General features: G+C 70.8%; 14 protein-coding genes. 4 read left to right on the top strand and 10 right to left on the bottom strand.

What is annotated here, in order from left to right; genetic code table 11:
• Nucleotides 1-6: 6 nt before the first annotated feature.
• The 4 genes from OQ02_RS26700 to OQ02_RS26685 all read left to right on the top strand — a co-directional run bounded on the left by OQ02_RS26700 (nt 7) and on the right by OQ02_RS26685 (nt 2,684).
• Nucleotides 7-999: a TIGR03842 family LLM class F420-dependent oxidoreductase gene (locus tag OQ02_RS26700; protein WP_033441351.1), complete on the top strand. Its 993-nt coding sequence runs from the start codon at nt 7-9 to the stop codon at nt 997-999.
• A gap of 272 nt (nt 1,000-1,271) precedes the next feature.
• Nucleotides 1,272-1,706, top strand: coding sequence for a hypothetical protein (locus OQ02_RS44140; protein WP_033441350.1), 435 nt, complete (start codon nt 1,272-1,274; stop codon nt 1,704-1,706).
• 67 nt (nt 1,707-1,773) lie between these two features.
• Complete coding sequence (locus tag OQ02_RS26690) at nt 1,774-2,292, top strand: DUF4240 domain-containing protein (protein ID WP_033441349.1); 519 nt, start codon at nt 1,774-1,776, stop codon at nt 2,290-2,292.
• Nucleotides 2,293-2,309: 17 nt separating this feature from the next.
• A complete protein-coding gene (locus tag OQ02_RS26685) occupies nt 2,310-2,684 on the top strand; it encodes a PH domain-containing protein (RefSeq protein ID WP_033441348.1) in 375 nt (124 codons plus the stop codon).
• A gap of 246 nt (nt 2,685-2,930) precedes the next feature.
• On the opposite strand, the gene OQ02_RS26680 is transcribed toward OQ02_RS26685, so the two are convergent.
• The 10 genes from OQ02_RS26680 to OQ02_RS26630 all read right to left on the bottom strand — a co-directional run.
• Entirely contained in the window at nt 2,931-4,484 is a 1,554-nt protein-coding gene (locus OQ02_RS26680) for an SPFH domain-containing protein (RefSeq protein ID WP_051772833.1), read from the bottom strand.
• Nucleotide 4,485: 1 nt separating this feature from the next.
• Nucleotides 4,486-5,754: a GUN4 domain-containing protein gene (locus tag OQ02_RS41340; RefSeq protein ID WP_156077329.1), complete on the bottom strand. Its 1,269-nt coding sequence runs from the start codon at nt 5,752-5,754 to the stop codon at nt 4,486-4,488.
• 175 nt (nt 5,755-5,929) lie between these two features.
• Nucleotides 5,930-6,907: an NUDIX hydrolase gene (locus OQ02_RS26665; RefSeq protein WP_033441347.1), complete on the bottom strand. Its 978-nt coding sequence runs from the start codon at nt 6,905-6,907 to the stop codon at nt 5,930-5,932.
• The gene (locus tag OQ02_RS26660; protein WP_033441346.1) at nt 6,904-8,025 is read right to left on the bottom strand and encodes a glycosyltransferase family 4 protein; all 1,122 of its coding nucleotides are present in this window, start codon (nt 8,023-8,025) and stop codon (nt 6,904-6,906) included. Before OQ02_RS26660 ends, OQ02_RS26665 begins: the two co-directional genes overlap by 4 nt.
• Nucleotides 8,022-8,954: a phosphatidylinositol mannoside acyltransferase gene (locus tag OQ02_RS26655; RefSeq protein ID WP_033441496.1), complete on the bottom strand. Its 933-nt coding sequence runs from the start codon at nt 8,952-8,954 to the stop codon at nt 8,022-8,024. Before OQ02_RS26655 ends, OQ02_RS26660 begins: the two co-directional genes overlap by 4 nt.
• 11 nt (nt 8,955-8,965) lie before the next feature.
• Nucleotides 8,966-9,574 carry a phosphatidylinositol phosphate synthase gene (gene pgsA, locus OQ02_RS26650; RefSeq protein WP_033441345.1) on the bottom strand — a complete coding sequence of 203 codons (609 nt, stop codon included), beginning with the start codon at nt 9,572-9,574 and terminating at the stop codon, nt 8,966-8,968.
• A gap of 60 nt (nt 9,575-9,634) precedes the next feature.
• Nucleotides 9,635-10,474, bottom strand: coding sequence for a helix-turn-helix domain-containing protein (locus OQ02_RS26645; RefSeq protein ID WP_033441344.1), 840 nt, complete (start codon nt 10,472-10,474; stop codon nt 9,635-9,637).
• A gap of 209 nt (nt 10,475-10,683) precedes the next feature.
• Nucleotides 10,684-11,229, bottom strand: coding sequence for an HIT family protein (locus OQ02_RS26640; protein WP_033441343.1), 546 nt, complete (start codon nt 11,227-11,229; stop codon nt 10,684-10,686).
• Nucleotides 11,226-13,232 carry a threonine--tRNA ligase gene (thrS, locus tag OQ02_RS26635; protein ID WP_156077340.1) on the bottom strand — a complete coding sequence of 669 codons (2,007 nt, stop codon included), beginning with the start codon at nt 13,230-13,232 and terminating at the stop codon, nt 11,226-11,228. The genes OQ02_RS26640 and thrS overlap by 4 nt, the downstream gene beginning before the upstream one ends.
• Before the next feature lie 183 nt (nt 13,233-13,415).
• Nucleotides 13,416-14,119 (bottom strand): hypothetical protein (locus tag OQ02_RS26630; protein ID WP_442973680.1); only part of this gene is annotated, 704 nt, incomplete at its 5' end.

Here is a 14,119-nt window from a genome sequence, read left to right as displayed (position 1 = left end):
GCGGAAGTGGACTTCGGTGTGGTGCTCCAGACGGACCCGCCCGCGCGGGACGTCGTGGCCACGATGAAAGCCGCGGAGGACAACGGTTTCCGGTACGGCTGGACGTTCGACTCGGTGGTGCTGTGGCAGGAGCCGTTCGTCATCTACTCGCAGGTGCTCGCGGCCACCCGTGAGCTGGTGGTCGGGCCGATGGTGACCAACCCGAGCACGCGGGACTGGTCGGTGACGGCCTCGCTGTTCGCGACGTTGAACGACATGTTCGGCAACCGCACGGTGTGCGGGATCGGGCGTGGCGACTCGGCGCGGCGGGTGATCGGGCAGAAACCGGCGTCCCTGGCGACCCTGGGCCAGGCCATGGCGGTGATCAAGGGGTTGGCCGAGGGTCGGGAGGTCGAGCACCACGGCACGCCGGTGCGCATCCCCTGGGTGCGTGACGGCAAGCTGGAGATGTGGATGGCCGCTTACGGGCCGAAGGCGTTGAAGCTGGTCGGAGAGCAGGCGGACGGGTTCATCCTGCAGACCGCCGACCCGGACATCGCGCGGTGGACGATCGGGTCGGTGCGCGAGGCGGCGGTAGCCGCGGGGCGCGACCCGGCGGCGATCACGATGTGCGTGGCCGCGCCCGCGTACGTGGGCACGGACCTGTCGCACCAGCGCGACCAGCTGCGCTGGTTCGGCGGGATGGTCGGCAACCACGTGGCCGACCTGGTTGCGCGGTACGGCGACTCGGGTGTCGTGCCGGCGGCGTTGACGGAGTACATCAAGGGCCGCGAGGGCTACGACTACGCCCACCACGGCAAGGCGGGCAACCGGTCGACGGACTTCGTGCCGGACGCGATCGTGGACCGGTTCTGCCTGCTCGGCCCGGCTTCCGCGCACGTGGACCGGTTGCGGGAACTGAAGGAACTGGGCGTGGACCAGTTCGCGCTGTACCTGATGCACGACGACAAGGACAAGACGCTCGCGGCCTACGGCAACGAGGTGATCGGCCGGGTGTGATCGCGCCCGATGTGATTCCGCCCGATGTGATCGCGGCGGTGTGATCGCGCCGGTGTGATCGCGGCGGTGTGATCGCGGCGGTGTGATCGCGGCGGTGTGATCGCGCCGGTGTGATCGCAGCCCTGGGCGTGCGGGTGACCCTGCCCCGGTCACCCGCACGCCCGCACGTCCGCGCACGGCCGATTTGCCTCGATCGGGGGCGGTGCGCTGGGATGGTGCCCGCTTTCCGGAAGATCACAGAGCCGGAAGATCACTGAAGAGGGGGCTCTTCCATGCGCTTGGCACTGGGTGTCGCGGTTCTCGGGCTGTCCGCCGGGCTGTTGACCGGCTGCGGCGGTGGCGATGGCGGGGGCGAGCAGAACGCGTCCCCGGCGACGACCACGACCACGTCGGCGACGCCGGAAACGACGACGGAGAAGCCGCAGGCGAAGGGCCTGGACGGGACGTGGAAGCCGATCAACGACAGCCCGATCGCCGCGCTCACCATCACCGGCGCGACCGCGAAGACGACCGGCGGGCTCGCGTGCCCCGGCGCCGTTGCCGACGCCGACGCGGCCGAGCCGGTCCTCACCCTCACCTGCACCACGCCGAACGAGGACCGCAAGCGCGGGACCTTGGCGCTCAAGCCGGACGGCTCGTCGCTCGTCGTCACCTGGGACGGGCCCGCCTGGGGCGGCGTGATCGACAGCTTCAAGCGCGCCGACTGATTTCTCCCGGCACGACCCGGCGCGGTGGAGGGCCGGAATTGTCGGACCCCGTTGCTAGCTTCGCCCCATGATCCTCCCTACCGCTGCCGAAGAGGCCCGTTTCTGGGCGATGCTGGAAGACGCGTGGGCCACGCTCGGCCCCGAGCCGAACGAGCTGCGCCACGCGTTGGCCAAGCGCGACGTGTCCGTTGACGCCTTCGAGGAAGCCGCCGAACTCGAAGAACACCTCGACTTGGTGCTGGCGGCGTTGGGCGAGGCCTGCGCCGGGCTGTCCGCCGAGGAGCTGACCGCGCTGGACCGGGTGGTCGAGCGGAAGCTGCACGAGATCGACCGGGCCGACGTGCACGAGGTCACCGAGGGCTCGGACGACGGGTTCCTGTACGCGCGCGGCTTCATCGTCGCCATGGGGCAGGAGTTCTACGAGGCGGTGTCCCGCGATCCCCGGGTGGCCATCGGTGACGCCGAGGGTGAGGCGATGTGCTACTTCTTCTCGGGGGTGCACGCCGACCTGTTCGGGGATCACCCGGAGACGGGGTCGGGGATCTCCCGGGAATCGGCCACGAACCGGGCGGGGTGGTCGGGCTAGCGGGTACTTTCGGTGGTGTGATCGACTTCGAGAAGCAGTCCGTCTTCAAGCTGGCCCCGTGCCGTCCCGAGGACATCGCGTCCCAGGTGTCGCCGATCCTGATCCAGGGCGAGCACATCGTGTCGAGCTTCAAGACGGTGCGTGATTTCGTGGTGTTCACCAACAAGCGGGTGATCGCGGTGAACGTCCAGGGCATGACCGGCCGCAAGAAGGACTTCACGTCGCTGCCGTACAGCCGGGTGCAGGCGTTCTCCATCGAGACGGCGGGGACGTTCGACATGGACGCCGAACTCGACCTGTGGTTCAGCGGCCTGGGTCAGGTGCGACTGGAGTTCAAGGGCCACGCCGACGTGCGGCTGCTGGGGCAGATGATCGCGACGTTCATCCTGTAGCCGCCGGCGGGAGTCAGCGCTCGCCGGGGCCAGCACTCGGCTGGGCCAGCGCTAGACAGGGCCAGCACTCGGCTGGATCAGCACTCGGCGGGCCAGTGCTCGCCGGGTCAGCACTCGGCGGGCCAGCACTCGGCGGGCCAGCACTCGGCGGGCCAGCACTCGGCGGGTCAGTGCTCGACAGAGTCAGCACTCGGCGGGGCCAGCGCTCGGCTGGATCAGCCCTCGGCGGGCCAGTGCTCGCCGGGGTCAGTTCTCGGCGGAGCCGTTGTTGCCGCTGGTGAGTTCCGATGGATCGGGTTCCGCACGCGCCGCGACGTTCTTGATCATGGCCATGATGTCCCGCGTCTGAGCCATCGGCATCGACTGGAGCATGCCCATCACGTCCGAGCCGCCGATGTACTGCGGGACGTTGACCTTCACCCACTGCGCGAGGACGCGCTCCACGGTCACGTGCTCGGGGCCGAGCAGCTCGACGAGCATCTTCAGCTCGACGAAATCCAGCCTGCGACGTTCTTCTTCCACCTTGACCTGCTGCAACGCGGTCTCGTTGCGGACCTCCTCGCTGGCCTTGCGCGCCCGCAACTCGGCCAGCTTCGCCTCTTCGAGCTTGACGCTCTCCTGCTGCACGGCGATCTGCCGCCGCATGTCGTTGATCTCCGGCTCGTCGCACTCGAAGTTCTCCAGCGTCGTGGTGATGGCGTCGACGCCCGTGCGGTCCAGCGCCTGGCGCACCTCACCCGCGAGTTCGTTGCACACCTCGTTGTACCGGGTGATGAACTCCTGGATGCGGTAGCGCGAGGAGATCCGGCGGAAGTAGGCGTCCACGGTGGCCGCCAGTTCCTTCTTCACGAACTCCTGCACCGAACTGCGCCCACCCGCCTCGCCCTGCCCGCCGAGACCGAAGTTGCGCACGATGCCCGGCGCCGCCGTGGCCGGGATGCGCACGGTCTGCTTCATGTCCAGCCGGACGGTGTACCCCTGCACGTCCAGGACGACCTGGCCCAGGGAGATGTCCAGGTTGCTGGTGGTCTTCTTGTCCTTGGTCCACTCCAGGATCAGGACCCGCGTCGGCACTTCCACCACGTGCGCGAACCACGGGTTGAGCGTGTAGCGGCCACCCTCGTCCAGCGTCTCCCGCTGGACACCGCGCCATCCCCCACCGGCCAGGAACACCCACGGCAGCTGGAAGCTCCGGTGGCCGTCGACCGGTGGGCCGACGTCGACCAGGTGCGGCTTGGCCCCGAAGTGGGTGACCACCACCCCGGTCTCACCGATCTCGATCTCGATCTCGGCGAGGGCCTGTGCCGTCAGGCCCTCGCGCGCCATCGCCTCCGGCGTGTGCACCGTGATCACCTCGAACAGCACCGGGTTGATGTCGTAGAACCCGCTGGGCAACACCTCGAGCTGACGGCCCTGCTGACCGCGGTCGCGCAGGAAGCGCTCGCCGTCCTGGAAGTGGTCGCACTCGACGTGCTGGGCGATCGAGCTGTCCGGCGGACGTGCCACACCCGCCTTGGCCACGACGACGCCGATCGTCCCGCTCGGCACGTACGTCTGCGGGACGAGTTCCACCCGGTACAGCCACGGGACCAGCCACGTGCGCGTGTTCCCGTGCAGCAGCCGCGCCTGGGGACCGGCCGCGTCGAGGAAGCTCACCCGCGGGTCGTCCTCCGGGCGCCTCGGCCGGGTGTCGAACACCTTGGTCACCACGCCGACCTGCCCGCTGGGCACGGTCCGCACCCCGGCGACGCCGAACCAGCCGCCGGCGGCGACCACCACGATCAGGATGATGAATTCCATCTCACCGCTCCCACTGCTGCAGCCGGACGTGCACGGCCATGACCGTCGGCGACCACTCGTCGTGCCAGGTCGGATAAACTTCCCGCTCGGGATTGCGCAACGTCGGGTAGAACGATTCGCCCGCGTTCGCCCGCTTGATGAATTCCCGGTACAGCGGAATAGTCTCGGCTTTCTCGGCGCGCCACCCCAGTGCGACCGACAATTCCCGGAACTCGCGCGGCCCGGTCAGCGTCACCCCGTGGAGGCGTGCGCGCTGGGCGCGGAAACCCCACCCGCCGCCGGAGAACTCCGACCACGCTTGATCGAGTTCGGTCAGCAGCGCGCCGGCCAGCAGTGGCCCGTCCGACGCGCGCAGCCACCCCTTGCCGTCGCGCCCCGCCGCCACGAGCAACGTCCGCGTGGTCCGGACGTCCGCGACGTCGACCTCACCCCGCGCAAGCGCCTCCCGCACCTCGCGCACCGCTTGGCGCACCTCGGGACCGAGGTCGACCGACGGCGGCTCGACCGGCTCGACCACCTCCACCGCACCGGTCACCGTCTCCTTGACCGCCGTCGAGCGCTGCGCGCGGGGCTTGGGCGGTCGCCGTTCGGTCCGCAGCGCGGGCAGCACGAAGGGGAAGCCGGGCAAGGCCGACCACGCCGCACCGGGGTTCTTGCGCTGCTCGTCCGGCTGCTCGGCCTGCGGCGCGGGCGACTCGCCGGGCACGAACACGTAGGCCGCCTCGTGGAAGTCCTTCGCCGGCAGGTCCACCCGCACCGGCCGGAACTGCCGCGGTCGCAGCCCGCCGAGTTCGGGGAGCACGGCCTTGCGGTAGAGGGACTCCGAGATGATCTGCGCGAGGTTGGCCTTCGGAGCCGCCACCAGCGCGGACCGGAGCGGCTCGGAATCGAGCAGGCGCTGCAGCACGGTCAGGGCCGGTCCGGCGTAACCCAGCGGACCGGGTCGGGTCACCACGTCGATGTGCATCGCCACCCTCAGCCGGATGCGCGCCCCCGCGTCGTGGTCGTCGTTGTGGTCGGTGAGCCTGAGGTCGAGTTCGGTGATGAACCGCCGCACCACCGCTAGAAGGTCCACGTCAGCGGGCAGCACCGCGACCTCGCCGTCCCCGGCGGGGTGCCGCGTCCACAGCTCGCGGTTGAGCCCCACGCTCCGCGCGGCCTCGTCGAGCATCCGGTCGAGTCCGTTCTGGAGCACGACCTGCTGCCGGGTCACCCTGGCGGAGAAGCTCTGGATGTCGACGCCGACGACGAATCGCTCAACAAGTGACACAGAGCCTCCCGACGGCGAGCCGAATTCCGCTGGCCCAGTCGGACTGATTCGTCCCCGTAGTAGCGGTATTCCCCCACCCAGCGTGCCACACACAATAGTCGGATCCGCCGGCAAAGATCCGCAGAAGTGCGGTCGCCCGCTATTTTCGGGAAATCAGGGCAGGACCGCAGGGAAATCAGCGCACGGAACGGGTGGTGCCGTCCCAGTCGGCCAGCGCGCCGGGCAGCACCTCGGCCAGCTGCACCGGGTACACGGTCGCGTCGGTGGACTCCAGCTCCGCCACCGACCACCACCGGTGCCGGCGGATGGTCTGCCGCTCGATGTCGTTGAACCGCGAGGTGTCCACCTCGACCGCGTCCACCCGCGCGACGAAGAACCACTCGGCCGCCGCGTAGCTCAAGCCGTCGAACGCGAACACGGCGTGCCGCTTCCACAGCGGACCGACCAGGTCCTCCCGGACCAGCCGCACCCCGGTCTCCTCGAACAGCTCCCGCACCGCCGCCGTCCGGATGTCCTCCCCCGGCTCGACCCCGCCGCCGACGGTGAACCAGAACAGCTCGTCCGGCCGGGTCGGGTCGAAGCCCTCGAACATCAGCACCCGGTCCTCGGCGTCCAGCAGCACGACCCGCGCCGACACGCGCTGGGTCAACGGGGACACCTCGGAGTCCACGCCCGGCTCGGCGATCTCGAAGTACGACGGCGTTGGCGCGGTGCCCGCGAGCCGCAACCACCGCACGGACCGCCGCCGCCGCAACGACAACGTGTCCCGCACCGCGTCGTTGTGCACGCGCCGGGCCAGCACCACCCGCTGCTCGGCGTCGGACAGCTCGGCCGCCAGTTCGGGCTTGAGCACCGACCGGTCCAGCCCCTCCAGCAACGCCGACAGCCGGTTCTCCGCCGCCTCGCGATCGGCCCGCGGCGACCGTTCCGCCCGGTCCGCCGCCGCGCGCAGGTCCGACTTGCCGCACACCGCCGCCACCGCGCGCGTGACCACCGCGCGCCGCGCCAGGGCCGCGTCGAGAGCCGCCCACGCCGCGTCCGTGCGCACGTGCAGCCGGTCCAGCCGGTTCGCCGTGCCGAGCGTCCACGGGCCGATCAGCACCGCCAACCCCAACAACACCAGGAACGTCATCGCGACGCCGGAACTGGTCACGCCTCGCCCACCCGTCGCGGATCGGCCGCCATGGCGCTCTCGTAGACCCGCACCACCTGCGCGGCCACCACCGACCAGTCGAACATCATCACCCGCTGCCGCGCGGCGGCCACGTAGTCCGCCCGCCGGACCGGGTCGGTCAGCAGGTCGCGCAACGCCGCCGCCAACGCCGCCGAGTCGCCCACGGGGGTCAGCACCCCGGTCTTGCCGTCGTCCAGCACCCGCCGGAACGCGTCCAGGTCGCTCGACAGCACCGCCGCGCCCGCCGACATCGCCTCCGTCAGGATGATCCCGAAGCTCTCGCCACCGGTGTTGGGCGCGCAGTAGACGTCGACGCTGCGCAGCGCGCGCGCTTTCGTCTCGTCGTCCACCATGCCGAGGAACACCATCCGCGACGCCAGCTCCGGACCCGCCTGCTTGCGCAACTCGGCTTCGTCACCGCGTCCGACGATCAGCAGCCGCACGTCCGGCTCGTCCAGCGCGCGGAACGCGTCGAGCAGGACCGGCATGCCCTTGCGCGGCTCGGTGAACCGGCCGACGAAGCCGACCGTGCCGCCGGGGCGCGGGTAGCCGTCCAACGGCTTCGCGTCGGCGAAGAACCCGACGTCCACCCCGTTCGGGATCTCCACCGCGTCGCCGCCGAGGTGTTCCACCTGCACCCGCCGGGCGAGCGCGGACACCGCGATCCGGGCGGTGATCTTCTCCAGGAACGGCTGGAGCACCACCTGGAACGCGGACAGCATCTTCGAGCGCGGCGTGGACGTGTGGAAGGTGGCGACGATCGGCCCGTCCGCGACCATCAGCGCCAGCATCGACAGCGACGGCGCGGTCGGCTCGTGCAGGTGCAGCACGTCGAAGTCGTGCTCGGCGATCCACCGCCGGACCCGGGTGAACGACACCGGCCCGAACGACAGCCGCGCCACCGACCCGTTGTACGGGATGCCGACCGAGCGGCCGGCGGACGTGACGAACTCCGGCACCGGCGTGTCGTCGTCCGCGGGCGCCAGCACCTCCACCTCGTGCCCGAGGCCCCGCAGCGCGCGCGCCAGGTCGACCACGTGGGCCTGCACGCCTCCGGGCACCTCGAAGGAGTACGGGCAGACGATGCCGACCTTCACGCCGATTCACCCCGGCGGGCCAGCACCCGGCGCAGCGCCTTCTGCCTGCTCTCCGGCAGGTCCGCCAGCCACAGCTGCTGCATCATGTGCCAGTCGGTGGGGTGCGCGGCGATGTCGGCCGCGAACACGTCCGCCAGCTGCTGGGTCGCGGCCGGCACGCCCGCCGTGCCCGGGACCCGGACCGGCGGGTGCAGCCGGATGACCCAGCCGTCCTCGGTGAACCACAGGCCCGCCGGGATCAGCGCCGCGCCCGTCGTCGCGGCCAGGTGCGCCGGACCGGCGGGCATCAGCGTGCGCTCGCCGAAGAACGTCACCGGCACGCCGCCGGCGGTGAGGTCGCGGTCGGCCAGCAGGCAGACGACCTTGTTGGCGCGCAGCCGTTCGGTGAGCACGACCGCCGGGTTGCGGTCGCCGCCGGTCAGCGGGACCACCTCGAAGCCGAGGCTCTCGCGGAACGCGATGAACCGCCGGTACAGCGATTCGGGCTTGAGCCGCTCGGCGACGGTGGTGAACGTGCCGCAGTGCCCGACCAGCCAGACGCCCGCCATGTCCCAGTTGCCGCAGTGCGGGAGCGCGATCACCGCGCCCCGGCCCTCGGCCAGCGCCGCGTCCAGGTTCTCCACGCCGGTCATCGTCCGGTCGCACTCGGCGTAGGCGGCCTCGAGGTCGAGCGACGGCAGCCGGAACGCCTCGCGCCAGTACCGCGCGTACGAGCGCAGCGCGAGCCGGACCAGCTCGTCCAGCTCCGCCTCACCGGCCCGCGGCACGACCCGGCGCAGGTTCGCCCGCAGCTGCCGGACACCGCCGCCGCCCCGTTTCGCGGCCCGGTCGGCGGCCAGGTCGAACAGGCCGCGCGCCCAGCTCTCCGGCAGCAGCCGCGCCAGGCGCCACCCGGCCGCGTAGCCGAGGTCGGCCAAGCCACCCTTGATGTCCCGCGCTTTCACTTCCCGAGCTCCTTCGCGGCGCGGCTCACGGCCAGGATGCGCTGGACCACGGTGATCGTCACCAACGCCGCCAGCAGGTACAGCGCGATCGGCAGCACGTAGGGCACGCTGAGGCCGTGCAGGCCGATGCCGACCAGCGCGACGATGAACCGCTCGGCCCGTTCGGCGATCCCGCCGTCGGCGGACAGGCCGGACGCCTCGGCACGTGCCTTCACGTACGAGGTGACCTGGGCGCCGACCAGCGACACCAGGGTCGCCGCGGCCAGGCCGTGCTCGTCGACGCCGAACGTCCACCAGGCGATGGCGGCGAACAGCGCGCCGTCCGCGATCCGGTCGCAGCTCGCGTCCAGGACGGCGCCGAACCTCGTGCCGCCGCCCTGGGCGCGCGCCATGGCGCCGTCGATCAGGTCCAGCAGCACGAACACCGTGACGAGCACGGCGCCGACGAACAGCTCACCGCGCGGGATGAACCACAGCGACGCGGCGACGGAGCCGACGGTGCCCAGCACCGTGACGGCGTTCGGGGTGAGGCCGCGGCGCAGCAGCCACGCCCCGATCGGATCGGTGACGCGGGAGACGGACGCGCGGGCGAAGATGTTCAGCATGGGGTGGCGAGGCACCTACCGACGGGGACGAAGTGGTCCCCGGCAGCCTAACCGCCCAGCTCAGCCGAGCTTGCGGTGGTCCCTGGAGACCTGCGCGAGCAGGTCGTCCAACGCGTCGCCGCGCACCGCCAGCCGTTCGAGCCTGCCGAACAGCGCCAGGTACTCGCGCACGTCGTGCGGGTCGGTGATGGTCGCGTTGCCGGTCAGCACGCTCAACGTCACCACCCGCTCGTCGTACACCTGGAAACCGTGCAGCGCCACCAGGTTCGCGTCCGCCGTCCACGGCACCACGCCGAGCTGCACATTGGGTCTTCGGCTGAGGCCGAGCAGGTGGTCTATCTGCTCGCACATCAGGTCGGCCGAGCCCATCCGCCAGCGCAAGGCGCTCTCCGCGAGCAGGAACACGAACCGCTTGCCCAGGTCGTCCATGCGGGCCCGACGGGTGCGCAGGGTGGCGATCGCGGTGTCCTGCTCGTGGGAGGGCGTGGCGTTGAGCACGACCCTGAGGTAGTTCTCGCTCTGCAGCAGCGCGGGCACACCCGCGTTCTGGAAGAAGCGGCTGGTGGTGGCGCGGGCCTCGATACGTGCCACGGTCTGCTGGTGCCGGTGGGCCCCGCGGTGCAGCACCACTCGGCGGGTCTCCGCCTCGGCGTGCAGCTGGCGGGCCAACTCGACCAGCTCGACCCTGGTCTCCCTGGTCGCGGACAGTTCCGCGACAAGTCGCTCCACGTCGGTCACGGACGGGAGGAGCATGCCGTTCTCGATCTTCGACAGCTTGGACTGGCTCATCCCGGTAGCGCGCGCCGTGGCCGTTCCGGTCATCTTGGCCTCGGTGCGCAGCCTTCGTAACTCGCGCGAGAGCCGTTCTCGGGCCAGCCGCGAACGCTCTGGTGCGGTCATGCAACGCACCGTATCGACGCTCACCCTTCTTGACGATCGGCCAGGAAGGTGTCTAAAGGTCGGATCATGGTCGCACTGTGGTGATCTAACCCACGCCAACCCCGTGTATCCGCGCGAGTCGTACCTCCAGAACCCGAGAGTCCTACGTTCACGACGCGTGAGTCCTACGTTCGGAACGCGAGAGTCCTGGACGTAGGACTCACGGGAGGTCAAGGGGTTGGCCAGGCGTCGGCGAGGAGCTGGCGGGTCTCGCCGAGGAGCTGGGGCAGCACCTTCGTGTGGCCGATCACGGGCATGAAGTTCGCGTCGCCGCCCCAGCGCGGGACGACGTGCTGGTGCAGGTGGGCGGCGATGCCGGCACCCGCCACGACGCCCTGGTTCATGCCGATGTTGAACCCGTGCGGGCTGGCCACGGCACGGATCACCCGCATCGCCGTCTGGGTGAACGCGGCGAACTCGGCCGTCTCGGCCGGCGTCAGGCCCGTGTAGTCAGGCACGTGCCGGTACGGCAGCACCATCAGGTGACCCGGGTTGTACGGGTACAGGTTGAGCACCGCGAACACCAGCTCGCCGCGCGCCAGGATCAGCCCCTCGGCGTCGCTCAGCCCGATCACCCGGCAGAACGGGCACCCCTCCGGCTCGTCTCCGACCGCCTTGCCCTCACCCCGCACGTACGAGAGGCGGTGCGGGGTCCACAGCCGCTGCAACGCGTCGTGGACCCCGACCCCGTCCTGCTCCTCGTACTGGTCCGTCACTGGACGAGTTCCGCCGTCGGCGAGGAGTTCTCCCGTCGCGCCACCCAGTCCACGACCGTCTCGACGGCCCGCTCCACCGGCACGCCGTTGATCTGCGTGCCGTCGCGGAACCGGAACGACACCGCGCCCTGCTCCACGTCCTTGCCGCCGGCCAGCAGCATGAACGGCACCTTCTGCGTGGTGTGGTTTCGGATCTTCTTCTGCATCCGGTCGTCGGAGGCGTCCACCTCGACCCGGATGCCCTTCGCCTTGAGCTGCTTGGCGACCGCCAGCAGGTGGTCGACGTGCTCGTCCGCGATCGGGATGCCGACCACCTGGACGGGCGCCAGCCACGCCGGGAACGCACCCGCGTAGTGCTCGGTCAGCACGCCGAAGAACCGCTCGATCGAGCCGAACAACGCCCGGTGGATCATGACGGGGCGCTGCCGGGTGCCGTCCGGGCCGGTGTACTCCAGCTCGAACCGCTCGGGCAGCGTGAAGTCGAGCTGGATGGTCGACATCTGCCAGGTGCGGCCCAGCGCGTCCTTCGCCTGCACGGAGATCTTCGGCCCGTAGAACGCCGCGCCACCCGGGTCCGGCACCAGTTCGAGGCCGGAGTCCTCGGCCGCCTCGCGCAGCGCCTCGGTCGCCTTCTCCCACACCTCGTCGGAGCCGACGTACTTCTCGTCGTTGCGGGTGGACAGCTCCAGGTAGAAGTCGTCCAGGCCGTAGTCGCGCAGCAGCCCGAGCACGAAGGACAGCAGCGACTTCAGCTCGTCCTGGACCTGGTCGGGCGTGCAGAAGATGTGCGCGTCGTCCTGCGTCATGCCGCGCACGCGGGTCAGGCCGTGGATCACGCCGGACTTCTCGTACCGGTAGACCGAGCCGAACTCGAACATCCGCAGCGGCAGCTCGCGGTACGACCGCCCGCGCGACTTGAAGATCAGGTCGTGGAACGGGCAGTTCATCGGCTTCAGGTAGTAGTCCTGGCCGGGCTTGCGCAACTTGCCGTCGTCGTCGTACTCGGCGTCGAGGTGCATCGCCGGGTACATGCCGTCCTTGTACCAGTCGAGGTGACCGGACGTCTCGAACAGGTTGCCCTTGGTGATGTGCGGCGAGTAGACGAACTCGTAGTCCTCCTCGGCGTGGCGGGCGCGCGAGTAGTCCTCCATCGCCTTGCGGATGATGCCGCCCTTGGGGTGGAACACCGCCAAGCCGGAGCCGATCTCGTCCGGGAAGCTGAACAGGTCCAGCTCGACGCCGAGCTTGCGGTGGTCGCGCCGCTCGGCCTCGGCCAGCAGCTCCATGTGCGCGTCCAGCGCCTCCTGCGACTCCCACGCGGTGCCGTAGATGCGCTGCAACTGCGGGTTCTTCTCGTTGCCGCGCCAGTACGCGGCGGCAACGCGGGTCAGCTTGAACGCCGGGATGTGCTTGGTCGTCGGCACGTGCGGGCCGCGGCACAGGTCGCCCCAGACGCGGTCGCCGGAGCGCGGGTCGAGGTTGTCGTAGATCGTCAGCTCGCCGCCGCCGACCTCCATCACCTCGGCCGTGTCCACGTCGCTTTTGATGTCCACCAGTTCGAGCTTGAACGGCTCGGCGGCCAGCTCGGACTTGGCCGCGTCGACCGACTCGACCACCCGGCGGTTGAACCGCTGCGCGCCCTTGATGATCGACTTCATGCGCTTCTCCAGCGCCTGGAGGTCTTCGGGCGTGAACGGCTTGTCGACCTTGAAGTCGTAGTAGAAGCCGTCCTTGACCGGCGGGCCGATGCCCAGCTTCGCGTCGGGGAACTGCTGCTGCACGGCCTGCGCGAGGACGTGTGCGGTCGAGTGGCGGATGACGCTGCGGCCGTCGGCGGTGTCGGCGGCGACGGCCTCCACCTCGACGTCGACCTGCGGCGTCCACGAGAGGTCGCGGAGGTGGCCCTCGGGGTCGCGCACGACCACGACGGCGTCCGGGCCCTTGCCCGGCAGCCCCGCTTCACGCACCGCCGTCCCCGCGGTAGTCCCCGCCGTCACCACCACGCGCGGTGGGGTTGGAGCGGCTGCGGGGCGCGGCTGGGACACGGTGACTCCTCGGTGTGTGCTGCACGGTGGTATGTGCTCGGTCCTGTGCCGGAGATGTTATCGGTGCTCACCGACTCCTTTTCCGGCGCACCGGGCCCGACCGCCGCGGTGACCCGCCGGTTCACCCGCTGGGGGCGCTCGTCAGCCGCGGATCAGGGCGGGCAGGGCGTCCACCGAGGTCACGGCACGTCCGGTGGTGCGCTGGTAGCGGCGGACGAGGTCGCGGTGGCGGGAGGGCAGGCCGAGACGGCGTTCGACGGTGAGGAGCGGGTTGCGGCGTGGCGGCGGGAAGGTCGCGGCCAGGTCGGCGAGCAGGGCTCTCCGGTCGACGTCCGCGGTCTTGAGCACCCAGGCGACGCCGGGGTCCAGGGCGGTGAGGGCGAGGGCCAGGTGTTCGGGGCGGTGGTCGCGTTCACGGCGTGCGAGGGCGAGGCGGAGGGACGCCTCGTAGGCCGCTTGGGCGTCCAGGCCGAGTGGTGGGGTCAGGCGTGCGCAGCGCCGGCGTGCTTCGGCGGCGCCTAGCGGGAGCAGGGGCTCACGGGTGGAGGGACGGTCCAGCGCGGTGGCGGCGGGGCCGAGGAGGCGGTCGAGGTCGACGCCCAGCGGCGCCGGCACCACTCGATCCGCCGCACCGCCCGCGCCCAGAGGTGCGGCGAGGTGGGCGGCGTCCAGGATCGCGGAAGGGGTGGCGCCGTGACGGTGCAGGACGTCGCTGAGCGGTGAGGTGCTGAGCGGCGGGGTGGCTACTGGCGGGGTGCCCGGCGGCGGGGTGGTGACTGGCCGGGTGCCGCGTCGGGCGATGTCGGGCACTGAGGTGGCGACTGGCGGGGTGGGGGGCGCGGCGG

The organism is Saccharothrix sp. NRRL B-16314 (assembly GCF_000716595.1).
In the GTDB taxonomy this organism is placed as follows: domain Bacteria; phylum Actinomycetota; class Actinomycetes; order Mycobacteriales; family Pseudonocardiaceae; genus Actinosynnema.
The sequence above is the reverse complement of the archived record's forward strand: the minus strand, read 5'-3'. Positions and strand labels throughout refer to the sequence as shown.